Raw genomic sequence first — 24165 nt, forward strand, 5'->3', positions numbered from 1 at the left:
GCTCACTCCTTAACTGACAATCATATCGTCGCGGTGCACTGCCACCGGACCGTATTCATAACCGAGGATCTCGCTGATTTCCTGCGAGTGGTGCCCGGCGATCATACGCATCGCGTCGCTGTTGTAGCGGCTGACGCCGTGCGCCAGATCGCGCCCCGCCTGGTTGCGGATGCGGATCACTTCGCCGCGCGAGAAGTCGCCCTTCACTTCGCGGATGCCTTTCGGCAGCAGCGAGCTGCCGCGCGCCATCATCGCTTCCACCGCACCGTCGTCGACGGTGATTTCACCGGCCGGCGGCGCGCCGAAGATCCAGCGCTTGCGGTTTTCCAGCGGGGTTTCCAGCGCGTGGAAACGGGTGCCCACCGGTTTGCCTTCGATCACGTCCGCCACCACGCCCGGCTTGCTGCCGGCAGCGATCACCACGTCGATGCCGGCGCGGCAGGCCACGTCGGCCGCCTGCAGCTTGGTGCCCATGCCGCCGGTGCCCAGACCGGAAACGCTGTCGCCGGCGATGGCGCGCAGCGCGTCGTCGATGCCGTGCACCTCACGGATCAGTTCGGCCTGCGGGTTGTTGCGCGGATCGGCGGTGTAGAGGCCCTGCTGATCGGTCAGCAGCAGCAGTTTGTCGGCCCCGGCCAAAATGGCCGCCAGCGCCGACAGGTTATCGTTGTCGCCCACCTTGATTTCGGCGGTGGCGACGGCGTCGTTCTCATTGATTACCGGCACGATGCGGTTGTCCAGCAGTGCCGTCATAGTGTCGCGCGCGTTGAGGAAGCGCTCGCGGTCTTCCAGATCGGCGCGCGTCAGCAGCATCTGCCCGACGTGAATGCCGTAAATGGAGAACAGCTGTTCCCACAGCTGGATCAGCCGGCTCTGCCCCACCGCCGCCAGCAGCTGCTTGGAGGCGATGGTGGCGGGCAGCTCGGGATAACCCAGGTGCTCGCGCCCGGCGGCGATGGCGCCGGAGGTGACGATGACAATGCGGTGGCCCGCGGCGTGTTGCTGCGCGCACTGGCGCACCAATTCGACGATGTGGGCGCGGTTAAGACGCAGCGAGCCGCCGGTCAACACGCTGGTGCCCAATTTCACAACCAATGTCTGGCTGCCGTTCATAGTATTTCTGCCGTGTGTAATGATGAGAAGAAGAGTGCAAAGGTCTTTGTAACAGGAGAGACGCGTTATGCCAACAGGCACAACGCGAAATCAGCACAATACGTGGTCAAACGGGGTCAGGCGGAGAGTTTGATCAGTTTTTCTTTGAAATCGTCGGCGGGTTCCAGCCCCAGTTCCATGGTCGCCAGCAGCTCGCCCAGGCGGCGATGGAAGTCGCGCAGGGTGTCTTCCAGTTTGGCGCTCACTTCATCATCCTTAATGTTTTGCGCCGTCCAGTCGCCTTCTTTGTCGAACAGGCCGAATTGGTACGAATAGGTGAAGCGCGCCTCTTCCGCCTGCAGCTCCATCCACCAGCCCCAGAACTCACGCTTCTCCGGAGCGGGCTTCACATTGACGCAGACGGCCAAACAATCAAAGAAAAACCGGTCGTTCTCACATTGCCCTTCACGCAGGTACGGCCCCAAGCTGGCAAAACGTTTCATTAGTCGGCTTTTAGGGTGACCACTCGGTAACGTCATTCTCTAACCTCCTCAATGTAGACCACTCTTTTTAACAAATTGTTAAAATTTAGCAACTAATTAACGCATTTTATCCTTCAGCCAACCGGACATCTGCAGCAACGCCCGGTGGAAGCTGTCATAAACCGGGGTGCGCGGGATGGCGACCAGCTTGCCGCTCACCGAAGAGGTGACGATCAGCTGCGACTCCTCTTTCGGGCTGAGCGTATCGCGCTCCCAGTAGCCGGAGATCATCGGCGTCGGGCAGCGGCGCCCCAGCAGCCCCTGCATTTTCAGCGAGTAGCTGTTCAGTTCCACCTTCAGCACGTTGTCCGAGGCGTTAGCCATGCCCATGCGGCTGGCCAGCACGTCCATATACATGTCCGGCACGTTCAGCTGGGTGCTGCTGTCACACAGCAGGCGATGCACCACCGGTCCCAGGCAGGCCACGCCGCGCAGCCGCTGTGGCTCCAGGTAGGCCAATCGCACCGCCACATTGGCGCCGAAGCGGAAGCCGAAGGCGCTCACCCGCTGATGATCCACCCACGGCACCGAGGCCAGCTGGATCAGCACCTGCTGGTGCAGGTAGCTGGAGTCCTGCGTCAGCTTCCACTTGCAGGAGGAGCCGATCGACGGCATATCGAGCGTCAGCATGGCGATGCCGTACGGCGCCAGGTAGTCGCGGAACAGGCGGTGGTAGTCGGTCTGCAGCGTGTCGAGGCTGCCGCACATCAGCACCGTCGGGAACGGCGCTTCGCCCTTCTCGGGCATGTGCAGGAAACCGGTGACGCAGCCGCCGCCTTCAATGCGAAACTCCAGCTCTTTCAGCTGATACGGCAACAGCAGCGCCGCCTCTTCGTAAGCGCGGTTGGCGAGCATCTCCGCCTGTTCAGCCAGCTCGTCGCCCTTCAGGTGCGGGTAACCGGCGATGCTGTACAGGCTCGCGGCCTTCAGCCAGTACTCGCCGCCGACCAGCGGATCCTGCTGCTCCGTCGCCCGCTGCTGCCACTGCATGCCCTGATGGATCCACTCGTAGATCCAGTTGCCATTGCGGTAGCCCACCACGGTATCCAGCCGCTGCGGATTGCTGCGCTCGGCGTCGGAGGCGGCGATGCGCGCCAGCACTTCGTGGATTTCGATCGGGCTGACGCCACGCCAGGCCCACAGCAGCGGATTCAGCATGCGGTACCAGCTGCCGGTGGTGTCGCCTTCCAATGCGGAATGCATGGCGGCGCTCACTTTGTTGCGCGCACGCAGCACCAGCGTCGAGGTTTCGGGATGTTTGAATTTGGGCTTGAAAAGAATTTCAGAAAGGTTGGCCTGTGCCATGGTAACAACAGCCTCCGTAAATCTGGCGATAGGCCGCAAAAGGCCTACTTAACTGGAGGTAGTGTACCTAACTCTGGCGGGATAAACCAAGATAACGCAAACGCCCGGCATAACCGGGCGTTGGGCTGGAACTGGCTGGACTTAGCGACCGCCGATCGGGGGAACGAAGCTGACGCCCATGTCCCACGGCTGTTCGATCCAGGTATCCTGCGGGATGTCGACTTCGTAGTCGTCCACCAGCGGACGGCCCGCTGGTTTGGCGAAGATGGTGACGAAATGCGCTTTCGGGTACATATCGCGGATCGCTTTCGCGGTGCCGCCCGTATCCACCAGATCGTCCACCACGATGAAGCCTTCACCGTCGCCTTCGGCGCGCTTGAGCACTTTCATTTCGCGTTGGTTGTCATGGTCATAGCTGGAAATGCAGACGGTATCCACATAGCGGATGCCCAGTTCGCGCGCCAGCAGGCCCGCCGGTACCAGACCGCCGCGGCTTACGGCAATGATGCCTGTCCATTTGTCGGCAGGCAGCAGGCGGTGCGCCAGCTTGCGTGCGTGCATCTGCAGCATATCCCAGGTAACAACGTATTTTTCGCTCATAGAATCGTGTCCCAGCCGGCGGTGAAGCGGCTTATTTTATAGTTCAGGGGAAAAAAGGTTGCGCGAGATTATAGAGACTGGCCGCGTTGAATTCCAGCTGTACCGAGGAAAACCTCGTGATTTCCGCCGCGCAGCTTTCCGGTGATTGATGCTGAAAAAACGAACGTTCCCACCGCGAAGCCGTGTGATCAAGCGCTTAAACCGCACAATACGGGGCGCGCACCGCCGGAAATAAAGTGATATTCTCTGATGATCGTGCCACGACGCACAGATGCCCACTCACCTTAACCGCGCGGCACGCCCGTCCTGTCGGAGCCTGCCGTCACAGGAGACTTATAGTGTCTGAATTGTCTCAGCTTTCGCCACAGCCGCTGTGGGATATTTTCGCCAAGATCTGTTCTATCCCACACCCTTCTTATCATGAAGAAGCGCTGGCGCAGCACATCCTCACCTGGGCCAAAGAAAAGAACCTGCACGCCGAGCGCGATCAGGTCGGCAATATTCTGCTGCGCAAACCGGCCACCAAAGGCATGGAAAATCGCAAGCCGGTGGCGCTGCAAGCGCACCTGGACATGGTGCCGCAAAAGAATAACGACACCGTGCACGACTTCGCCAAGGATCCGATCCAGCCTTATATCGCCGGCGAGTGGGTGAAAGCGCGCGGCACCACGCTGGGCGCCGATAACGGCATCGGCATGGCCTCCGCCCTGGCGGTGCTGGCCGACGACAGCGTTGAGCATGGCCCGCTGGAAGTCCTGCTGACCATGACCGAAGAAGCGGGGATGGACGGCGCCTTCGGGCTGCAGCCGAACTGGCTGCAGGCGGACATCCTGATCAATACCGATTCCGAAGAAGAAGGCGAAATCTACATGGGTTGCGCCGGCGGTATCGACTTCATCACCACCCTGCCGCTGCAGCGCGAAGCGGTGCCGGCCGGTTACCAAACCCTGAAGCTGACCCTCAAGGGCCTGAAAGGCGGCCATTCCGGCGCCGAGATCCACGTCGGGCTGGGCAACGCCAACAAACTGCTGGCGCGCTTCCTGTTCGCCCATGCGGAGGCGCTGAACCTGCGCGTGCTGGACCTGAACGGCGGCACCCTGCGCAACGCCATCCCGCGTGAAGCCTCCGCGGTGGTAGCGGTGCCGGCAGAAAAAGCCGACGCGCTGAAAGCGCTGAGCCAAGAGTTCCTGGCCGTGCTGCAGAACGAACTCTCCGCCAAAGAGAAGAACATCACCGTGCTGCTGGAGCCGACCACCAGCGCTTCGCAGGCGCTGAGCGCCGACAGCCAGCAACGCTTCCTGGCGCTACTGAACGGCACGCCGAACGGCGTGATCCGCATGAGCGACGCGGTGAAAGGCGTGGTGGAAACCTCGCTGAACGTCGGCGTAGTCACCACCAGCGAAAACGAAGCGGAAATCATCTGCCTGATCCGCTCCCTGATCGACAGCGGCAAAGATTACGTTGTCGAGATGCTGACCGCGCTGGGCCAGCTGGCCGGCGCCAACGTGGCGCCGAAGGGGGGCTACCCGGGCTGGCAGCCGGACGCCGACTCGCCGGTGATGCACTTGGTGCGCGAGCTGTATCAGGAGCTGTTCAACAAGACGCCGAACATCATGGTGATCCACGCCGGTCTGGAATGCGGTCTGTTCAAAAAGCCGTATCCAAACATGGATATGGTATCGATCGGGCCAACCATCACCGGCCCGCACTCGCCGGATGAGCAAGTGCATATCGAAAGCGTCGGTCTGTACTGGAAGCTGCTGACCTCGCTGCTGAAAGCAATCCCTGAGCGCGCGTAATCTGCACGCTTAACGCAAAAAGCCGGCGACTCGCCGGCTTTTTTATTCCCAAGGCAGCGCCAGCTGCCGCTCCAGCTGCGGATCGAGCAGCGTCACATGCAACCCCACCAGCCGCACGCCGCGCCCTTCGCGCCGCTCGCGCCACGCCTGCCGCGCCACCTCCAGCAAATCCTGCCGGTTCAACACCGGGAAGACGTGCTCCTGGGTGGTTTGCTGAAAATCCTGAAACTTCAGCTTCACGCCCTGCCGGGCGATGTGCAGATCCGGCTTTACCTTGCGCAGCCGCATCTCCAGCTCGGGATAGAGTTTGTCGATAATCAGCGTTTCGCAGTCTTCCCAGTCGTGAATGTCTTCCGCCAGCGTGCGCTCCACCCCCACCGATTTGCGCAGCCGCTCCGCTAAGATTTCGCGCCGATCGATGCCCTGACACCGCTCCCACAACACCCGGCCAAACTTGCCGAACCGCTTGAGCAACTGCGCCAAATCGTATTGCTGCACGTCGGCGCAGGTGATGAGCCCCACTTCCTCCAGCCGTTTGGCGGTCACCTTGCCGACGCCGGGGATCTTGCTGAGCGGCAGCTGCTGCAAAAACGCCGGCACCTGCGCCGGCGTGATCACGTATTGCCCGTTCGGCTTGTTCATCTCGGAGGCGATTTTGGCGAGAAACTTGATCGGCGCGACGCCGGCCGACGCGGTGAGGTTCAGTTCGTCGGCGATCGCCTGACGGATTTCCTGGGCGATCAGCGTCGCCGAGCCGTTGCATTGCGGGCTGTCGGTCACGTCGAGATAGGCTTCATCGAGCGACAGCGGCTCGATCAGCGGGGTATAGCGAGCGAAGATTTCGCGGATGTGCAGCGAAGCCTCTTTATAGGCCGCCATGCGCCCCGGCAGCAGGGTGAGATGCGGACACAGCTTGAGCGCCATCGCCGTGGACATGGCGCTGTGTACGCCGTAGCGCCGCGCCGGGTAGTTGGCGGTGCTGATCACCCCGCGCCGATCGGCGCTGCCGCCAATCGCCAGCGGAATATCACGCAGGCTGGGATCGTCGCGCATTTCCACCGCCGCGAAGAAGCAGTCCATATCGACATGAATGATTTTACGCATCGCACCCTCCAGTAACACTGTATAAGTATACAGTCAGATACCGAAAGCTCAAGGCCGCGGAGCTCGAGGAAAGCGGCGTTTCCGCCAGATATTTCCGCGTTGTTAAAAAAGCTTAATTTTTCAATAGTATGATTTCCGCCATCCCGTGCGGCTCTCCACAACGATAACGACAAGGTATCCTACATGATCAGATTTTCTCATTTGCTGCTGGCTTCCGCACTGTCGCTGAACGCGCTGGCGGCCAGCGCCGCCGCCGGTCATGCGCCGGCGATCGTCGCCCACCGCGGCGGCACCGCCGATGCGCCGGAAAACACCCGCATCGCTATCGAAACGGCATTGAAAAACGGCGCCGACGCCATTTGGATCACCCTGCAAGAATCCAAAGACGGCGTCATCGTGCTGTATCGCCCCTCGGATCTGAAAGCGTTGACCAACCGGCAGGGCCCGGTCTCTGCCTATACCGCCGCGCAGCTGGCCGAGACCGACGCCGGCTGGGCCTTCGCCAAGGGTGACGCCCACCCGTTCCGCGGCCGGGGCATCGGCATTCCGCGCCTCGACGACGTGCTGAAGGCGTTTCCGCACGTCACCTTTTATCTGGACATCAAATCCCCGGACGCCGATCCGGCGCAGTTTGGCCAGGCGCTGCTGGCGACGTTGCAAAGCACCAACAGCCTGAACCGCACCCGCGTCTACTCTACCGACGCCAAATACCTGCAGGCGCTGCCGCCGGCCATCCCGCTCTTTGAAAGCCGCGACGAGACCCGCACGCTGCTGGCCAACGTCACCATGGCGCACCAGTGCGACGTCAAACCGGACAACCAGCAGCCGCGCTGGTACGGGCTGGAGCTGAAGCGCGAGGTGGAGGTGGTAGAGAAATATACTCTCGGCGAAGGGCGTTCGAAGGCATTTCTGACCTGGGATAAAGAGTCGATGGACTGTTTCCGCTCGCAGGGCCCGGCGCACATCATCCTGTTCGGGGTCAACTCGCCGCAGGAATATCAGCAGGCGCTGGCGCTGGGCGCCGACGGCGTGATGGTTAACTCCCCGGCCGAGGCGAAAAGCTTCCGCAAGGCGAAATAAATAACCGGCTACGGCATAAGGCGGTTCGACAAACCCGCCTTATGCCCGCCCAGGTTTCAACATCCGTTAGCGAGCAGGAACCACTTGGATGGTGCCATTTTCATTGCGAACACTAAACCCAGCGCCGAACAGCCGGGCGGCAGGCTCAAGACCTTGACTTCGTTTATCCGGCGACAACAGCGTCACCGATACCCCGTAAGACTTCCCGTCTTCGAATTTATAATTATCGTCGGGAATGCACGTAGCCGCGGTGACCGCAGGCATCTCGTTATCCGTGAAGTGCTTGCCGAAGATAGCGTTGGCATTGCCGATTTCTTCGATAATAACGCCGGCCAACCGCTCGTCCCCTTCAGGTTGAACCCGCACACAAACGTGGTTATCAACGACAGTGACGTTGGCCGCGTAGTTTTTTGGCCTCGGATCGTTCATGTGCATGCAGCCGGCGAGCAGCAAAGCCAGTGTTCCAACCAAAATAATGCGGTTCATCCTGTTACCTCTGCTTAAGAAACTGAGAAAGCGTATATTCGTATTTTCTGGCGATCGTTTTATCCGTTACGCCCTGAAAATTCACGCCATTGTTAATCGCGCCCAGCCAGATAGTGTAACCATACTTCTTCAGGAACCAATAATCAGCGATGATAGAAGCTTGCTGTTCCATGGAGTAGTTATACAACAGCTGTTTACCATCGAGTCGATATTTGTATTCAGCAGCCCAACTCAATAAACCTCGGGTTCTCACCCACATACCTTTTTGGTGCTGCCAGACATGGCTCATTTCGTGGATAAATACATGCTGGAAACCTGCAGCGGCCGTGGAAAAATCAGCCTTATATAAGGCTTGTCTAAACCAGACTTCTCCGTTGGGTGCCATCGCCGTTCTGTTGGCTTGCAGCCCAAACGGCAGATAGCTATCGCAGTGAACAAAGACTTTCTCATAGAAAACTGACCTGCCAAACACGGAACGGGCCAAATTAATTTCACCCACCGTTAACACCCGTTTTATCCCTTCTTGTTGTTGTCCCATCCTGGAACTCCCTAAATCCAAAATAAACCTAATGAGACGATATTTTAACCAATCGAGTCAACAGACTAACCTGCTGAGAACTATCAGGAAGATCCGAATGATTCTAAAATGAGAGATGTATCAACCTTACGATTTAATCCTGAGCAAGATTAAAGATTACGATGGGCGTTTTAGCGATTTCTTTAAATCAAAAGAAGTCTGGTTCTGGCAGGTGAGGTGATATGAAACGGATAGCAGCAATTATTGCCGGTGCGATAATAGGTATTGGCCTCATGCTCCTGGCTTTTCCCTTTCTCTCAGACTGGATTATTGGCCACATTGAGGGCGAGGATCAGATGTCGGCTAACTTCAAGTTGCTGGCGATTGGCCTGATGTTGTGCTGTTTCATGGGCAGTGCACTCGGTAATCTGGCCTATTCAAAATCAAATAACTCCCCCAAATAAAAAACCCGGTCAAGGCCGGGTTTTCGCTACAGCTACAGAATGCGGTGCTTTTCCAACTGCTCGCGCCGCTGCGCCGCTTTGGCTTCGCGTTTTTTGCGCGCATCGCACGGCTCCGGGCAGTCGCAGACTTTCTCCATGCCCAGCGCGGTGATGCCGCCGCAGCTGCCCTGCAGGCTTTTGCGTTTGAACACATAGCCCAGCGACATGCCGCCGACGATCAGCAGAAACAACACGAAGGTAGCGGCGAATACCGTCAACATAGCAACCTCACGAACGCTTTTTCAGATAGGGCTTGAACGCGTCTGAATAACGCTCCTCAAAGCCGTCGGCGGTTTTCACGATCATGAACACCGGGATGCCGAGCAGGTTGGCCAGCGCCATGCCGCGCTCCGGCCCCATCACGTTCAGGCCGGTGGACAGGCCGTCGGCGGTCATGCAGGTCGGGCTCAGCACGGTGATCGACACCAACCGATGATGGATTGGGCGCCCGGTGATCGGATCGATGGTGTGCGAATAGCGCACCCCGTCTTGCTCGAAGTAGTTGCGATAGTCACCCGAGGTGGCGATCGACATCTCCCCGGGTTGGATCACCAGCTGCGCCTGCTGCTGCGTACCGGCGGTCGGGCGCTCGATGGCGATGCGCCACGGCTTTTGTTCGCCGTTATGCCCGCGCGTGCGCACCTCGCCGCCGATATCCACCATGTAGTTCTTCACATGCCGGGACTGCAGATATTCCGCCACCACGTCCACGCCATACCCTTTGGCGATCGACGACAGATCGACGTACAGCTCAGGGATGCTTTTCACCAGCGCGCTGCCCTGCACCGACAGTTTGTCGGCGCCGGTCCAGGCGCGGCGATGCTCCAGCTCCGCCTCGCTCGGCACTTTGTCCGGCCGCCCTTCCGGGCCGAAGCCCCACAGGTTGACCAGCGGCCCGACGGTCACGTCCAGCGCGCCATCGGTGACGCGGTTGATGCGCAGCGCTTCGCGCACCACTTCGGCGGTGGCCGGCGAAACCGGGAACGGCCGGTCAATGTCGCGGCTGGCGTTGAAGCGGCTCAGCTCGGAATCCGGCCGGTAGGTGGACATCTGATCGTTCACCTGCTCCAGCCGTTTGTCGATATCCGCCTGCATCTCGCGCGCCGACGGCGTATCTTCGCCGGTCACGTAACGGATCGAATACGAGGTGCCCATGGTTTTACCCGTCAGGTCCACCTGTTCCGGCCCGCAGCCGGTCAGCAGCAGGGTGGCGCTCAGCGCCACGCCCGTCAGCCAGTTCTTCATCGCCAATGCGCGCATTTAGCCACCAAAGTCATCCAGCATGATGTTTTCGTCTTCGACGCCCAGATCTTTGAGCATCTTGATCACCGCGGCGTTCATCATCGGCGGCCCGCACATGTAAAACTCGCAGTCCTCCGGCGCCGGGTGGTTCTTCAGGTAGTTCTCCAGCAGAACATTATGGATAAAGCCGGTGTAGCCGGTCCAGTTATCTTCCGGCTGCGGATCCGACAGCGCCACGTGCCAGGTGAAGTTTTCGTTCTCCGCCTGCAGCTGGTTGAAGTCGTCTTCATAGAACATCTCGCGCAGCGAACGCGCACCGTACCAGAAGGTGATCTTGCGTTTCGAGTTCAAACGCTTGAGCTGATCGAAGATGTGCGAACGCATCGGCGCCATGCCCGCGCCGCCGCCGATAAAGATCATTTCGGCGTCGGTGTCCTTGGCGAAGAACTCGCCGAACGGCCCGGAGATGGTCACCTTGTCGCCCGGCTTCAGCGACCAGATATAGGAAGACATGATGCCCGGCGGCACGTCCGGATTGTTGGGCGGCGGCGTGGCGATACGCACGTTGAGCATGATGATGCCCTTCTCTTCCGGGTAGTTGGCCATCGAGTAGGCGCGCACCGTGGTGTCGTTCACCGTCGAACGGTAGCGGAACAGGTTGAACTTGTCCCAGTCGCCGCGATACTCCTGCGGCACGTCGAAGTCGGCGTAACTGATGTCGTGCGCCGGCGCTTCGATCTGGATGAAACCGCCCGCGCGGAACGGCACGTCTTCGCCATCGGGGATCTTCAGCTTCAGCTCTTTGATAAAGGTGGCTTTGTTATCGTTGGAGATAACCTCGCACTCCCATTTCTTCACGCCGAAGATCTCTTCCGGCAGCTCGATCTTCAGGTTCTGCTTCACGTTCACCTGGCACGCCAGGCGGCACCCTTCTTTCGCTTCGCGCTTGTTGATGTGCGAGAGCTCGGTCGGCAGGATATCGCCGCCGCCCTCTTTGATCACCACCCGGCACTGGCCGCAGGAGCCGCCGCCGCCGCAGGCCGAGGAGACGAAGATCCCCTGGCTGGAGAGCACGTTGAGCAGCTTGTCGCCCGCAGGCGCATGGAAGCTTTTATCCAGATCGCCATTGATTTCCACCGCGATGTCGCCGGTGTTCACCAGCTTCGATTTGGCGAACAGGATCAGCAACACCAGCACCATCACGATGGCGGTGAACATCGCTACGCCTAAAATAATTTCCATAAATTCTTCCCGCCTTTACAACTGAACACCGGAGAAGGACATGAAGCCCAGCGCCATCAGTCCGGTGGTGATAAAGGTAATGCCCAGACCGCGCAGCCCTGCCGGCACGTTGGCATACTTGAGTTTTTCGCGGATCCCCGCCATGGCAACGATCGCCAGCATCCAGCCGGTGCCGGAACCAAAGCCGTACACCACCGATTCGGCGAAGTTGTAGTCGCGCTGCACCATGAAGGACACGCCGCCGAAGATGGCGCAGTTCACGGTAATGAGCGGCAGGAAGATGCCGAGCGCGTTATACAGCGATGGGAAGAAGCGATCGAGGATCATCTCCAAAATCTGCACCAGCGCCGCAATCACGCCGATGAAGGTGATGAAGTTGAGGAAGCTCAGATCGACGCCCTCCACCAGCGCGCCGTCGCGCAGGATCAGGTTATAGACCAGGTTATTCACCGGCACCGAAATGCCGAGCACGATGGTCACCGCGATGCCCAGGCCAAAGGCGGTCGACACCTTCTTCGACACCGCCAGGAAAGTACACATCCCGAGGAAGAACGCCAGCGCCATGTTCTCGACGAACACCGCGCGCACAAACAGGCTGATATAGTGTTCCATCGGCCTTTACTCCTTTTCGATCTGCGCCGGCTTCAGGGTGCGCAGCACCCAGATCAGCAGGCCGATGATGAAGAACGCGCTCGGCGCCAGCAGGAACAGGCCGTTCGGCTGATACCAGCCGCCGTTCTGCACCGTTTCCAGCACCGGAACGCCGAACAGCTTGCCGGAGCCAATCAGCTCGCGCAGGAAACCGACCAGCACCAGGATCACCCCGTAACCCAGCCCGTTGCCGATGCCGTCCATAAAGCTCTCGATCGGCGGCGACTTCATGGCGTAGGCCTCGGCGCGCCCCATCACGATGCAGTTGGTGATGATAAGGCCGACGAACACCGACAGCTGCTTGGAGATCTCGAATGCATAGGCGCGCAACAGCTGATCGACCACGATCACCAGCGAGGCGATGATCGCCATCTGTACGATGATGCGCACGCTGTTGGGAATATGATGACGGATCAGCGAGATGAAGAAGCTGGAGAACGCGGTCACCAGCGTCACCGCAATGGTCATCACCACCGCCGTTTCCAGCTTGGTGGTCACCGCCAGCGCCGAACAGACGCCCAGCACCTGCAGGGCGATCGGGTTATTGTCGAACAGCGGCCCCAGCAGGACCCGCTTTATCTCTTTGGAATCAGCCATTTTTCAACGCTCCTTCACGAACTTTTTTCAGGAACGGGCCGAAGCCGTGCTCGCCCAACCAGAAATCAAACGTATGCTGCACGCCGTTGGAGGTCAGCGTGGCGCCGGACAGGCCATCCACCCCGTGTACGTCCCCCTGACGCGCGCCGCCTTTCACCACGCGGATCGCCGGCTGGCCGTTGTCGTCGAACAGCTGCTTGCCGACCCACTGCTGGCGCCAGGACGGGTTCTCGACCTCACCGCCCAGCCCCGGCGTTTCCCCCTGGTCGTAGTAGGTGATGCCCTTGACCGTGTTGCCGTCGTTATCCAATGCCACGAAGGCGTACATCATCGACCACAGACCGGTGCCGTATACCGGCAACACAATCTTGTTCACCTGGCCGCTTTCATCGCGCACCAGGTAGATTTCCGCCTGGTTGCTGCGGCGCTTGATGCCGGCCGGATCGTCGCCCGCGGGCAACGCCACGCTTTTGGCGTCGTCGCGCAGCGCGGTGCCCAGATCGAACGCCGCCGCCTTGCCGGCGACAAATTCGCCGCTGTTCAGATCCACCAGGCGCGGTTCGATGCGCTCGCTGTACAGGCGCTTGACCTGCTCGCTCTCCATTTTCGGCTGCAACAGGCCGGCTACGTCGAGAATATTGCGCTGCTTGTCGAGCAGCTTTTGCTCCTGCTGTTTGGACTTCAGGCCGACGGCGGAGCCCGCCACCACCACTGAACACACCAGACACAGCAGCAGCACTACCAGCAGCGTTTTACCGATGCCGTCGTTTTTCGCTTCATTCGCCACGGGCTTTTCTCCGCTTGATGTTGGCCTGCACCACCAGGTAATCGAACAGCGGCGCGAACAGGTTGGCGAACAGGATCGCCAGCATCATGCCTTCCGGATAGGCGGGGTTGACCACCCGGATCAGCACGCACATCACGCCGATCAGAATGCCGTACCACCATTTCCCCTTATTGGTGAAGGAGGCGGAAACCGGGTCGGTCGCCATAAAGATCATGCCGAAGGCGAAGCCGCCCAGCACCAGATGCCAGTACCACGGCATGGCAAACATCGGGTTGGTGTCCGAACCGATGGCGTTGAACAACAGGGCGGAAGCCACCATGCCGAGCATCACGCCGGCGACGATGCGCCAGGAGGCCACGCGGCCGAACAGGATAATCGCCCCGCCGATCAGGATCATCAGCGTGGAGACTTCACCGATGGAGCCGGGAATGTTGCCGAGGAAGGCGTCCAGCCAACTGATGGACTGGCCGGTGGCCACGTTGCTCAGGCTGTGCGCCCCGCCTGCGCTCCACTGCGCCAGCGGCGTCGCGCCGGAGAAACCGTCCGCGGAGGTCCACACCAAGTCACCGGAGATCTGCGCCGGATAGGCGAAGAACAGGAAGGCGCGGCCGGCCAGCGCCGGGTTGAGGAAGTTGCGCCCGGTGCCGCCGAAGATCTCTTTGGCCACCACCACGCCGAAGGTGATGCCCAGCGCGGCCTGCCACAGCGGCAGGGTCGGCGGCACGATCAGCGCGAACAGGATAGAAGTGACGAAGAAGCCTTCGTTGACCTCATGCTTGCGGATAATGGCGAACAACACTTCCCAGAAGCCGCCGACGACGAACACCACGGCGTAGATCGGCAGGAAGTAACAGGCGCCCAGCACCATCTTGCTGACCCAGCCGGCGTCGGCCGCCAGCGAGGCGCCGAGCCACTGCGCCAGGCGATAATGCCAGTCGCCCGCCAGCACCTGTTGCAGCGCGTCGCCGCTGTACAGATGGTGCAGCGCCGGGATCGCCTGCTGGCCGACGTTGTACATGCCCCAAAACATCGCCGGGAACACCGCCAGCCACACCAGGATCATCATGCGTTTCAAATCGATGGCGTCGCGCACGTGCGAAGCGCCGCGCGTCACCGTGCCGGGGGTATAAAACACCGTGGTGGTCGCTTCATACAGCGGGTACCACTTTTCCAGTTTGCCGCCCGGCGTGAAGTGATGCTCTATCTTCTCAAAATAATTCTTCAGGCCCATCGGTTATCCTTCCTGCTCAATCTTGGTCAGCACCTCGCGCAGCACCGGCGCGTACTCATACTTGCCGGGGCAAACGAAGGTGCACAACGCCAGATCTTCCTCGTCCAGCTCCAGGCAGCCCAGCGCCTGCGCACTGTCGCTGTCGCCCGCCAGCAAATCGCGCAGCAGCAGCGTCGGCAAAATATCCAGCGGCATCACCCGCTCATAGTTGCCGATCGGCACCATGGCGCGTTCGCCGCCGTTAGTGGTGGTCGAGAAGGCGAACAGTTTGTTTTTCAGGAAGTGGCCCAGCGTGGTGCGGGTAATGGAGAACTTGTTCGGCGACGGCACGATCCAGCCGAACAGCTCTTTGTCGCGCCCTTCTTCCAGCACCGACACCTGCGAGTGGAAACGGCCCAGCCAGGCGTTCGGCCCGGCGGCCTGCATACCGTTCAGCACCGAACCGGAGATCACCCGGTTCTCGCCCTCTTTCAGGCGGCCGGCGGTCAGCTCATCGAGGCTGGCTCCCAGGCGGGTGCGCAGCAGCGTCGGCTGCGCCACCTGCGGCCCGGCCAGCGCCACGACCCGGCGGGTATCGAGCTTACCGGTGGTGAACAGGGTGCCGATGGCGATCGCGTCCTGGTAACCGATGTGCCAAACGGTTTTCTTCAGGCTGACCGGTTCAAGGAAGTGAATGTGGGTGCCCACCAGCCCGGCGGGATGCGGGCCGGCAAATTCGCTGTAGGCGATCTGCGGGCCGCTCTGCTGGCCAACCGAGGCGCCGGCGGCGTGGCATACGTGTACCTTACCCGCCGTCAGACGCGCCAAGACCACCAGCCCGGCGTTGAACGCCGCCTGTTGTTCGGCGATGATCACCTGCGGATCGGCGGCCAACGGTTGGGTATCCATCGCGGTGACGAAAATGGCGCGCGGTTCGCTGCCGGGGCTTGGCGTTTTGCTGAACGGGCGGGTGCGCAGCGCGGTCCACAGGCCGCTGGCGATCAGTTCGCTTTCGACCTGTTCGCGCGGCAGTTGGCTGAGTTCACCCAACGGATAATGCGCAAACTCGAGCTGATCGTCGCCGCCGTTTTCCAGCGCAATCACCACCGATTGCAAGACGCGCCGCTCGCCGCGGTTAATCGCGACGATGCGGCCGCTGGCGGGAGCCGTGAAGAAAACCCCGGGGTTTTTCTTATCTTCGAACAACGCCTGGCCTTTCTTAACGGTATCGCCTTCCTGCACCAGCATGGAGGGACGCATTCCGACATACTCTTCCCCAAGCAGGGCGACATGCTGAATGTTCGGGCCATCTTGGATCGCCTGAACCGGGGCTCCGGCTATCGGCAGATCTAACCCTTTTCTGATCTTAATCATAGGATTTATACGATGTAGTTTGGTTTACACGTCTGACCGGCCCCAGAGGCGGGTGCTGACGATGCCAGGATTGCCGGGCAGTGCGCACAACGGCACGCCCAACATGAACTTTCTCGCAGTGAAAAACTGGGGTAACGCGCATTCCCTTGAATCCCCCTTCCGTTGTTTGCGCGACAGTCGATGTGTTAACGGCATGTAGCCAAATAACCATCAAAACGGCCGGGTTATATGCAATAACTCTTGCCGCTTCAATCGCCACAGCGCGTTAAATTGAAGAGAGAATATTAACATTGTTCGCAACATTGTTCTGCGTTCCGTCGTGACTTGTGTCAAGCAAACGCAATTAAATTTCGCCTGTTTTTCACTACTTATCGTTAAAATCTGCCGGTCATTTCACTTTTATCGAGCTTTGTCGTTTTTTTATACATATCACGTATTGCTAAAAATAAACGCGCTGGTAATCTGGCGGTGTTTTGCAGCAGTAAAAACAATAATCAGTGGCACGCTGGCCAATCTCATTGCGCCGGCAGATAAATATAAGCAGGAATAATAATGAGCAAAATCGCGCTGTTGTTTGCGATGCTTGTTTCTATGCCGATGATCACGGCCTGCAGCGCCAGCGAGCAGGTACCCGAAGCGCCGGTAGTTAAACAGCAATTATTGGGGTCGCCGGTCTATATTCAGATCTTCAAAGAGGAACGCAAGCTGGAATTGTATGCCAAAATGGGCAATGAATTCCGCTTGGTCAATACGTTCCCGATCTGTAATTTCTCCGGCGGGCTGGGTCCTAAACGTCGTGAAGGCGACTTTAAAAGTCCGGAAGGCTTTTATAGCGTTGACGCGCGCCATCTGAAACCCGACAGCAAGTATTATCGGGCGATCAATATCGGTTTCCCTAATGATTACGATAAGTCGCAGGGCTATTCCGGCGCTTATCTGATGATCCACGGCGAATGTAAATCGATCGGCTGTTACGCGATGACCAACACCTATATGGATGAGATCTATCGCTACGTCGAAGCCGCCTTCGCCTATGGCCAAAGCCGCGTCGACATCAGCATCTACCCGTTCCGCATGACCGAACAGAACCTGAAGCGCCATGCGTCATCCAGCTATATCGCCTTCTGGCGCCAGCTGAAGCCGGGCTATGATTACTTCGCGAAGAACCACCAGCCGCCGATGATGACCGTAGACAACGGCCAGTATGTCTTGGGTCAACCGTTGATGAGCAGCGGCCAGATGACGCAGTACGCGTCAACCAGCCCGACGCCCAACACCAATCCCTTCGCTCAGAACAAGCCGCTCACCGAAGTGAAATAACGCGAACTCGCCTGGCTCAATCTTGTGCCAGGTTTCGTTGGCGGTCAGCGGTTGGGTGGCGATCACCGTGACCACATCGTTCGGTGTGGTCTGCTGCTGAAAATCGATTTCCACGTCCTGATCGAGCAGCGTCGCCTTGCCGAACGGCGCGCGGCGCGTGATCCAATACAGGTTGGTGGAGCAATAGGCCATCACGAAGCGCCCGTCCGACAACAGCATGTTGAACACCCCTTTCTTGCGCAGCTGGCTCGCCAACAGGCCGATATAGCGGAACACCGCCGGCCACTGGCTCGGGGTGCGCGGGTATTTCAACGCCAGCTGATGCAGCAGCCAGCAAAACGCGTATTCGCTGTCGGTCTGGCCGACCGGGCGAAACGTGCCGGTATCCAGCTGGCGATAGCCTTTCAATTGGCCGTTGTGCGCGTAGGTCCAGTTGCGGCCCCACAGTTCGCGGGTGAACGGATGGGTGTTTTCCAGCGCCACTTCGCCGCGGTTGGCCTGGCGAATATGGGACACCACCGCGCAAGACTTGATCGGATAGTCCTGCACCAGGCGGGCGATCGGCGAGTTGAAGCTCGGCTGCGGATCCTTGAATGTGCGGCAGCCGTTCCCTTCATAGAAGGTAATGCCCCAGCCATCCTTATGCGGCCCGGTGCGGCCGCCGCGCTGTACCAGGCCGGTAAAGCTGAAGCAGATATCGGTCGGTACGTTTGCGCTCATCCCGAGCAGTTCACACATCGCCAGCACTCCTTAACCACACTGACATACGCTGTGCGGGCGCGGCATGCATGCGGCGCCCGCTGTCTTATTCCTGGGGGAGCCGGAGCCCCCCCGAAGGCTATCAAGCCTTAACCATCTCTTTTTCGATCAGCTGAATCAAGATGTGAATCGCTTTGATGTGGATTTCCTGAATGCGATCGGCGTAGCCGAAGTGCGGCACACGGATTTCCACATCGGCGGAACCCGCCATTTTGCCGCCGTCCTTGCCGGTCAGGGTGATCACTTTCATCCCCTTGGCGCGCGCCGCGTCGATGGCCTTGATGATGTTGCCGGAGTTGCCGGAGGTGGAAATGCCCAGCAGCACGTCGCCTTCGCGGCCCACCGCTTCCACATAGCGGGAGAACACATACTCATAGCCGAAGTCGTTGCTGACGCAGGACAGATGGCTCACGTCCGAGATGGCAATCGCCGGGTAGCCCGGGCGGTTTTCACGGTAGCGGCCGGTCAGCTCTTCGGCGAAGTGCATCGCGTCGCAATGGGAACCGCCGTTGCCGCAGGAGATCACTTTACCGCCGGCTTTGAAGGAGTCCGCCAGCAGCACCGCCGCGCGTTGGATGGCGTCGATGTTGGCGTCGTCATTGATAAATTTCGCCAGGGTATCAGCCGCTTCGTTCAGTTCACTGCGAATAAGGTCGTGGTACATGAGGAACCTCTTGTTATCGTCAAATCTTCCGCTCCGCAGTGTACCGGATCGCGGAAACAGCGAGAAGCATTCTCAGCCAAACAGCGCGCCGGTTAAGGAAGCGGAGAGGTTTTTGATGATTGGTGCTGTCAGTTTGTGACCTGAGTTGTAATTAAACTGTAAACGCATTGATAAAAATTCTGCCTTGTACTAAAACCTATTACATACACACAACAGGTCAGACCTCTTACTACTTCGGAGCTTCTTATGATGGTTCTTAGTATTGTCGTTTTACTGGCTCTCCTCGGCGTGGTGTTCTACCACCGAGTGAACCTTACCCTCAGCAGCCTGATCCTGGTGGCGTACACCGCCGCCATGGGCGCGATCGGCCTGTGGAGCTTCTGGCTGTTGCTGCCGCTGGCGATCGTGCTGCTGCCGCTGAACCTTTCCTCTGTGCGTCGCTCTCTGCTCTCCGCGCCGGCGCTGCGCGCCTTCCGCAAGGTGATGCCGCCGATGTCCACCACCGAGAAGGAAGCGATCGACGCGGGCACCACCTGGTGGGAAGGCGATCTGTTCCGCGGCGCGCCGGACTGGAACAAGCTGCACAGCTACCCGAAACCGCGCCTGACGGAAGAAGAGCAGGCGTTTATCGACGGCCCGGTGGAAGAAGCCTGCCGCATGGCCAACGACTTCCAGATCACTCACGAACTGGCCGATCTGCCGCCTGAACTCTGGGCGTACCTGAAAGAACACCGTTTCTTCGCGATGATCATCAAGAAAGAGTACGGCGGTCTGGAATTCTCCCCTTACGCTCAGGCGATGGTGCTGCAAAAACTGGCCGGCGTTTCCGGCATCCTGGCGATCACCGTCGGCGTGCCGAACTCCCTCGGCCCAGGCGAACTGCTGCAGCATTACGGTACCGAAGAACAGAAAAACCACTATCTGCCGGGCCTGGCGCGCGGCGACGAGATCCCTTGCTTCGCGCTGACCAGCCCGGAAGCGGGTTCCGATGCCGGTGCCATTCCAGACGTGGGCACCGTGTGCATGGGCGAATGGCAAGGCAAGCAGGTGCTGGGCATGCGCCTGACCTGGAACAAGCGCTACATCACGCTGGCGCCGGTCGCCACCGTACTGGGTTTAGCATTCAAACTGCATGACCCGAACCGCCTGCTGAGCGACAACGAATCCCCGGGCATCACCTGTGCGCTGATCCCGACCAGCACGCCGGGCGTGGAAATCGGCAACCGCCACTTCCCGCTGAACGTGCCGTTCCAGAACGGCCCGACCCGCGGCACCGACGTGTTCGTGCCGATCGATTACATCATCGGCGGCCCGAAAATGGCCGGCCAGGGCTGGCGCATGCTGGTTGAATGCCTGTCGGTCGGTCGCGGCATCACCCTGCCGTCCAACTCCACCGGCAGCCTGAAATCCATCGCCCTGGCGACCGGCGCCTACGCGCACATTCGCCGTCAGTTCAAGATCTCCATCGGTAAAATGGAAGGGATCGAAGAGCCGTTGGCGCGCATCGCCGGCAACACCTATGTGATGGACGCCGCCGCTTCGCTGATCACCTACGCGCTGGTGCAGGGCGAGAAACCGGCCGTGCTGTCGGCCATCGTCAAATACCACTGTACGCACCGCGGCCAGCAGTCGATCGTTGACGCCATGGACATCGCCGGCGGTAAAGGCATTATGCTGGGCGAATCCAACTTCCTGGCTCGCGCTTATCAGGGCGCACCGATCGCCATCACGGTGGAAGGCGCGAACATCCTGACCCGCACCATGATGATCTTCGGTCAGGGCGCGATCCGCTGCCATCCTTATGTGCTGGATGAAATGGCGGCGGCGCAGAACAACGATCTGAACGCCTTCGATAAATCGCTGTTCGGCCACCTGGGCCACGTCGGCAGCAACAAGGTACGCAGCTTCTGGCTGGGCCTGACCAACGGCCGCACCAGCGCCACGCCGACCAAGGACGCGACCCGTCGTTACTATCAGCAGTTGAACCGCCTGAGCGCCAACCTGGCGTTGCTGTCGGACGTTTCCATGGGCGTGCTGGGCGGCAGCCTGAAGCGCCGCGAGCGCATCTCCGCTCGCCTGGGGGATATCCTCAGCCAGATGTACCTGGCTTCCGCCGTGCTGAAACGCTTTGACGACGAAGGCCGTCAGAAAGAAGATCTGCCGCTGGTGCATTGGGGCGTGCAAGACAGCCTGCATAAAGCCGAACAGGCGCTGGATGATCTGCTGCGCAACTTCCCGAACCGCTTTATCGCCGGCGCGCTGCGCTTCGTGGTCTTCCCGTTCGGCCGCGTGCATACCGCTCCGTCCGATCGCCTGGATCATCAGCTGGCCAAGATCCTGCAGGTGCCTTCCGCCACCCGCAGCCGTCTGGGACGCGGCCAGTACCTGACGCCGAGCGAGCATAACCCAATCGGTCTGCTGGAAGCGGCGCTGGCCGACGTGATGGCCGCCGAGCCGATTCACGAACGCCTGTGCAAGGCGGCCGGCAAAAACCTGCCGTTCACCCGTCTGGATCGTTTGGCGGAGCGCGCGCTGGAAGAAGGCAAGATCAGCGCCGACGAAGCGAAGATCCTGGTGAAAGCCGAAGAGAGCCGCCTGCGCTCCATCAACGTGGACGACTTTGCGCCGGATGCGCTGGCGGCCGCCAAGCCGGAAAAGCCGGCGGCGCAGTCTAAGCGCCAACAGCAGACCGAAGCGGCTTAACGCCAATTCCTACTCCACGCATCCAAGGGGCGATCATCATCGCCCCTTTTTCTTTTCTTGCATCACGAACTGCGCACCGCGCCGCAGGTTGGCGCAACGGCGGATTTCACGGGAAGGAAGTTCGGGTAGACTGCGCAGCGGGTGCTCTGGATCTTTCTGTCCGGAGCCTTGGCAAAGGAGAGAAAGAGAAAGGCCCCGAGTCGATATTATCAACCCGAGGCCACTCTGATGCCTAGCAACATCAGGTTAGCCTCTTACCCGCCGCAAGGCAAGGATAGGGAGGTCAAAAATGCAGCAAAAACGGGTCGTGCTTAAGCTGGTGATCGTCTGTATGACGCTGATCGCGTTCATCTGGCTAACCCGCGGTTCGCTGTGCGAACTGCGCATCAGGTTGGGAGACTCGGAGGTTGCGGCCACTTTGGCTTACGAATCCGAACGGTAAGGCAACCCAACGGCGGGGTTCGCCCCGCCCGTTGGCGGATGGTGTCAGGCAGGATCCACGAGCACCCGCCTTTTCAGCCGCTGACCGTCAGCTTGTCATAGCCGCGCAGGCGGTAATTCACCACCGACACCAGCCAGCAGAAAATGAACACGGCGATCACCCAATAACCCATCTCCCCCAGATGATCGTTGAGCCGCGCCACGGCGTCCCACAGCGGGCCGGACAGCGCCAGCTTGTCGGCGATAAGTCCGAGCGCTTCGATGCCGCCGATAAACACCGCGATGATCACCGACGCCGCCGTGATGGTCATGTTGTAGTACAGTTTGCGGATCGGTTTGGAGAACGCCCAGCCGTAAGCGCCAATCATCACGAAGTTGTCGATGGAGTCGATCAGCGCCATGCCGGCGGCGAACAGCGCCGGGAACAGCATGATGCTCCACAGGTTCATGCCGTGGCCGGCGCCGGCAGCCGAAATCCCCAACAACCCGACCTCGGTGGCGGTGTCGAAGCCCAGGCCAAACAAGAAGCCCACCAGGTACATGTGCCAGCTCTGATTCACCAGCCTGAACAGCGGGCGGAAGCAGCGCGCCAGCGCACCGCCGCCGCTCATCAACAGATCCAGCGATTGATGCGCAGGCAGCTCGCCCGCCTTCACCTGCCGGAAAGCGCGCCACACGGAGATCAGCACCAGCAGGTTGATAAAGGCCACCGTCAGCAGAAACAGCGCGGACACCAGCGTGCCGATCAAACCGCCGGTTTCGTGAAACCAGCCCATCTGTCGGCTGAACATCATCGCCGTGGCGGCAATGGCGGCCGAGGCCAGCACCACGATGGTCGAGTGGCCGAGCGAGAAGAAGGTGCCGACCGCCACCGGCGTTTTGCCCTGTTGCATCAGCTTGCGGGTCACGTTGTCGATCGCGGCGATGTGATCGGCATCCACCGCATGACGCAGACCAAAACTGTAGGCCAGCAAGGCGGTACCCATCAGCGCCGCATTGTCTTTGAACACCGCCAGCGCCAGCAGCCAGACAACGACGTTGACCGCCACCAGCCCCAGCAGCAAGGATACCGCCCGACGCCGGGCCGCGCCATGCAATCCTTCGGAAATTACCGCCATACCCACACTCCCGTATTCTCGTTATGTTGAAATCAATGGATTAGCGCCGCGCCGCGATCACCGCCGGATTGGCGCTCAAAAACACCCAGGACGCGATCACGAACGGCATGGTCAACGACGGCATCCCCAGCGGAGCCAGCAAGGTATTGAAAGCCCCCTGCACCAGCACCGTGAAAATCACGCCGAGCAGCGTATAGATAAGCACCCGCCGGCCGGGCGGGTTGAAGACGGAACCCAGCGCCACCGCCGTCAGCACCGCGCTGAAAGCATACAGCCCGGCGAAGACCGCCTGCGGATCGGCGCCAATCGCCAGCGCGGTGATCACCGCCAGCAAGGCGCCGAAAAAACCCAGCGCCATCGCGTGCGGCGACGAAACCGCCAGCCCGAGCAACAGCAGCACGCCGCCGCTCACGCTGCTGCACAAAAAGACCTGGGAGACGCCGTGCAACGCACCGCTCAACACCTCCGCCAGGTCGGGATGCGGGTTGAACACCGCGCCGTCGGCCGGGATGGCCGCCGGCGGCAACCGCACATGCCGCAGATGGCTGAACGGGTAGCTGGCCAGCAGCACCGTCCAGGTGGTCAGCACGAAAGGCGCGGTCAGCGCCGCGATCTTCCAGGTACGCAGCAGCCGATTGAGGCCGACGGTGACGATCACCGAGATCGCGCTGCTGAAGATCACGCCGATCCACAGCCAGACAGAGGGCAGCAAAAAAGTCGGCAGCGCGGCGCCGACCAGGCAGCCGTTGTAGCCATAGAGACCGGTGCGCAACGCTGCGCGATCGTCCACCAACCACGCCGCGCTGAGCGTCGCCGCCGCCGTACCCAGCAGGCAGCCGAAGGCCACCTGCGGCAGCCCCTCTTCCCAGGCGCCCACGAAAATGGCGATGAAAAACAATAATCCGGTCAAAGGGTTATTTTGAAACATCACCTGCGAACAGCCGCGCAGCACCGCATCCGTCACCGCCGCTATTCGGCTGCGGGCGCACAACGCCGCCCAACTCCACTTTGTCGTCATGACCGCTTCCC

Annotated in this window: 25 protein-coding genes; 6 read left to right on the top strand and 19 right to left on the bottom strand. The window is 60.1% G+C overall.

Features of this window, described 5'->3' with window-relative positions; translation table 11 throughout:
* Positions 1-9: 9 nt before the first annotated feature.
* From proB to gpt, 4 genes are all read right to left on the bottom strand, one after another.
* Positions 10-1113, bottom strand: a complete 1104-nt coding sequence (proB, locus tag ACUTQY_RS12740) for a glutamate 5-kinase (RefSeq protein WP_033651028.1) — start codon at positions 1111-1113, stop codon at positions 10-12.
* Positions 1114-1229: 116 nt separating this feature from the next.
* Positions 1230-1631 (bottom strand): sigma factor-binding protein Crl, encoded by a 402-nt coding sequence (crl, locus tag ACUTQY_RS12745; protein ID WP_033641981.1) that lies wholly within the window; start codon positions 1629-1631, stop codon positions 1230-1232.
* Between the two features lie 60 nt (positions 1632-1691).
* Positions 1692-2939: an esterase FrsA gene (gene frsA, locus ACUTQY_RS12750; RefSeq protein ID WP_046688292.1), complete on the bottom strand. Its 1248-nt coding sequence runs from the start codon at positions 2937-2939 to the stop codon at positions 1692-1694.
* A 141-nt stretch (positions 2940-3080) separates the two neighbouring features.
* Positions 3081-3539 carry a xanthine phosphoribosyltransferase gene (gene gpt, locus ACUTQY_RS12755; RefSeq protein ID WP_025301674.1) on the bottom strand — a complete coding sequence of 153 codons (459 nt, stop codon included), beginning with the start codon at positions 3537-3539 and terminating at the stop codon, positions 3081-3083.
* A 338-nt stretch (positions 3540-3877) separates the two neighbouring features.
* Between gpt and pepD the strand changes: the two genes are divergently transcribed.
* Positions 3878-5338 carry a beta-Ala-His dipeptidase gene (pepD, locus tag ACUTQY_RS12760; protein WP_046688291.1) on the top strand — a complete coding sequence of 487 codons (1461 nt, stop codon included), beginning with the start codon at positions 3878-3880 and terminating at the stop codon, positions 5336-5338.
* A 42-nt stretch (positions 5339-5380) separates the two neighbouring features.
* Here pepD and dinB read toward each other — a convergent pair whose 3' ends face one another.
* Positions 5381-6442, bottom strand: a complete 1062-nt coding sequence (dinB, locus tag ACUTQY_RS12765) for a DNA polymerase IV (RefSeq protein WP_042783740.1) — start codon at positions 6440-6442, stop codon at positions 5381-5383.
* Positions 6443-6625: 183 nt separating this feature from the next.
* On the opposite strand from dinB, the gene ACUTQY_RS12770 reads away from it, so the two are divergent.
* The gene (locus ACUTQY_RS12770; protein ID WP_342188286.1) at positions 6626-7522 is read left to right on the top strand and encodes a glycerophosphodiester phosphodiesterase family protein; all 897 of its coding nucleotides are present in this window, start codon (positions 6626-6628) and stop codon (positions 7520-7522) included.
* A gap of 66 nt (positions 7523-7588) precedes the next feature.
* Here ACUTQY_RS12770 and ACUTQY_RS12775 read toward each other — a convergent pair whose 3' ends face one another.
* Entirely contained in the window at positions 7589-8008 is a 420-nt protein-coding gene (locus ACUTQY_RS12775; RefSeq protein ID WP_046688289.1) for a putative T6SS immunity periplasmic lipoprotein, read from the bottom strand.
* Between the two features lie 4 nt (positions 8009-8012).
* Positions 8013-8546 (bottom strand): hypothetical protein, encoded by a 534-nt coding sequence (locus ACUTQY_RS12780; protein ID WP_046688288.1) that lies wholly within the window; start codon positions 8544-8546, stop codon positions 8013-8015.
* Between the two features lie 221 nt (positions 8547-8767).
* Between ACUTQY_RS12780 and ACUTQY_RS12785 the strand changes: the two genes are divergently transcribed.
* Positions 8768-8989, top strand: a complete 222-nt coding sequence (locus tag ACUTQY_RS12785; RefSeq protein ID WP_046688287.1) for a hypothetical protein — start codon at positions 8768-8770, stop codon at positions 8987-8989.
* Between the two features lie 32 nt (positions 8990-9021).
* Here ACUTQY_RS12785 and nqrM read toward each other — a convergent pair whose 3' ends face one another.
* Genes nqrM through ACUTQY_RS12825 form a run of 8 tightly spaced genes read right to left on the bottom strand, consistent with a single transcriptional unit; the run spans position 9022 to position 16131 of the window.
* Positions 9022-9249, bottom strand: coding sequence for a (Na+)-NQR maturation NqrM (gene nqrM / locus ACUTQY_RS12790; RefSeq protein ID WP_016928987.1), 228 nt, complete (start codon positions 9247-9249; stop codon positions 9022-9024).
* Positions 9250-9256: 7 nt separating this feature from the next.
* A complete protein-coding gene (locus tag ACUTQY_RS12795) occupies positions 9257-10288 on the bottom strand; it encodes an FAD:protein FMN transferase (protein WP_122016491.1) in 1032 nt (343 codons plus the stop codon).
* Positions 10289-11512 carry an NADH:ubiquinone reductase (Na(+)-transporting) subunit F gene (gene nqrF / locus ACUTQY_RS12800; RefSeq protein WP_033634097.1) on the bottom strand — a complete coding sequence of 408 codons (1224 nt, stop codon included), beginning with the start codon at positions 11510-11512 and terminating at the stop codon, positions 10289-10291.
* Positions 11513-11527: 15 nt separating this feature from the next.
* On the bottom strand, positions 11528-12124 hold the full coding sequence (gene nqrE / locus ACUTQY_RS12805; protein ID WP_004930235.1) for an NADH:ubiquinone reductase (Na(+)-transporting) subunit E: 597 nt from the start codon (positions 12122-12124) through the stop codon (positions 11528-11530).
* Between the two features lie 6 nt (positions 12125-12130).
* Positions 12131-12760 (bottom strand): NADH:ubiquinone reductase (Na(+)-transporting) subunit D, encoded by a 630-nt coding sequence (locus tag ACUTQY_RS12810; protein ID WP_004930232.1) that lies wholly within the window; start codon positions 12758-12760, stop codon positions 12131-12133.
* Positions 12753-13547: a Na(+)-translocating NADH-quinone reductase subunit C gene (locus ACUTQY_RS12815; RefSeq protein ID WP_033651018.1), complete on the bottom strand. Its 795-nt coding sequence runs from the start codon at positions 13545-13547 to the stop codon at positions 12753-12755. The genes ACUTQY_RS12810 and ACUTQY_RS12815 overlap by 8 nt, the downstream gene beginning before the upstream one ends.
* Positions 13537-14778 carry an NADH:ubiquinone reductase (Na(+)-transporting) subunit B gene (locus ACUTQY_RS12820; RefSeq protein ID WP_016928991.1) on the bottom strand — a complete coding sequence of 414 codons (1242 nt, stop codon included), beginning with the start codon at positions 14776-14778 and terminating at the stop codon, positions 13537-13539. The genes ACUTQY_RS12815 and ACUTQY_RS12820 overlap by 11 nt, the downstream gene beginning before the upstream one ends.
* A gap of 3 nt (positions 14779-14781) precedes the next feature.
* On the bottom strand, positions 14782-16131 hold the full coding sequence (locus ACUTQY_RS12825; protein WP_042783737.1) for a Na(+)-translocating NADH-quinone reductase subunit A: 1350 nt from the start codon (positions 16129-16131) through the stop codon (positions 14782-14784).
* A gap of 552 nt (positions 16132-16683) precedes the next feature.
* Between ACUTQY_RS12825 and dpaA the strand changes: the two genes are divergently transcribed.
* Positions 16684-17451 (top strand): peptidoglycan meso-diaminopimelic acid protein amidase, encoded by a 768-nt coding sequence (gene dpaA, locus ACUTQY_RS12830; RefSeq protein ID WP_033641973.1) that lies wholly within the window; start codon positions 16684-16686, stop codon positions 17449-17451.
* On the opposite strand, the gene ACUTQY_RS12835 is transcribed toward dpaA, so the two are convergent.
* Positions 17386-18189: a class II glutamine amidotransferase gene (locus ACUTQY_RS12835; RefSeq protein ID WP_019454310.1), complete on the bottom strand. Its 804-nt coding sequence runs from the start codon at positions 18187-18189 to the stop codon at positions 17386-17388. The genes dpaA and ACUTQY_RS12835 overlap by 66 nt on opposite strands.
* A gap of 103 nt (positions 18190-18292) precedes the next feature.
* Entirely contained in the window at positions 18293-18874 is a 582-nt protein-coding gene (gene lpcA / locus ACUTQY_RS12840; protein ID WP_004930220.1) for a D-sedoheptulose 7-phosphate isomerase, read from the bottom strand.
* A gap of 246 nt (positions 18875-19120) precedes the next feature.
* Between lpcA and fadE the strand changes: the two genes are divergently transcribed.
* Together fadE and ACUTQY_RS12850 are read left to right on the top strand one after the other, a co-directional pair.
* Positions 19121-21577 carry an acyl-CoA dehydrogenase FadE gene (gene fadE / locus ACUTQY_RS12845; protein ID WP_004930218.1) on the top strand — a complete coding sequence of 819 codons (2457 nt, stop codon included), beginning with the start codon at positions 19121-19123 and terminating at the stop codon, positions 21575-21577.
* A 289-nt stretch (positions 21578-21866) separates the two neighbouring features.
* Positions 21867-22019, top strand: coding sequence for a Hok/Gef family protein (locus ACUTQY_RS12850; protein WP_004930217.1), 153 nt, complete (start codon positions 21867-21869; stop codon positions 22017-22019).
* A gap of 73 nt (positions 22020-22092) precedes the next feature.
* Here the strand turns inward: ACUTQY_RS12850 and ACUTQY_RS12855 are convergent, their stop codons facing one another.
* On the bottom strand, positions 22093-23136 hold the full coding sequence (locus tag ACUTQY_RS12855; protein WP_046688284.1) for a HoxN/HupN/NixA family nickel/cobalt transporter: 1044 nt from the start codon (positions 23134-23136) through the stop codon (positions 22093-22095).
* Between the two features lie 40 nt (positions 23137-23176).
* Complete coding sequence (gene yut, locus ACUTQY_RS12860) at positions 23177-24154, bottom strand: urea transporter (RefSeq protein ID WP_052752708.1); 978 nt, start codon at positions 24152-24154, stop codon at positions 23177-23179.
* Positions 24155-24165: the final 11 nt, after the last annotated feature.

The sequence above is a fragment of the Serratia sp. TSA_130.1 genome, from assembly GCF_052691795.1.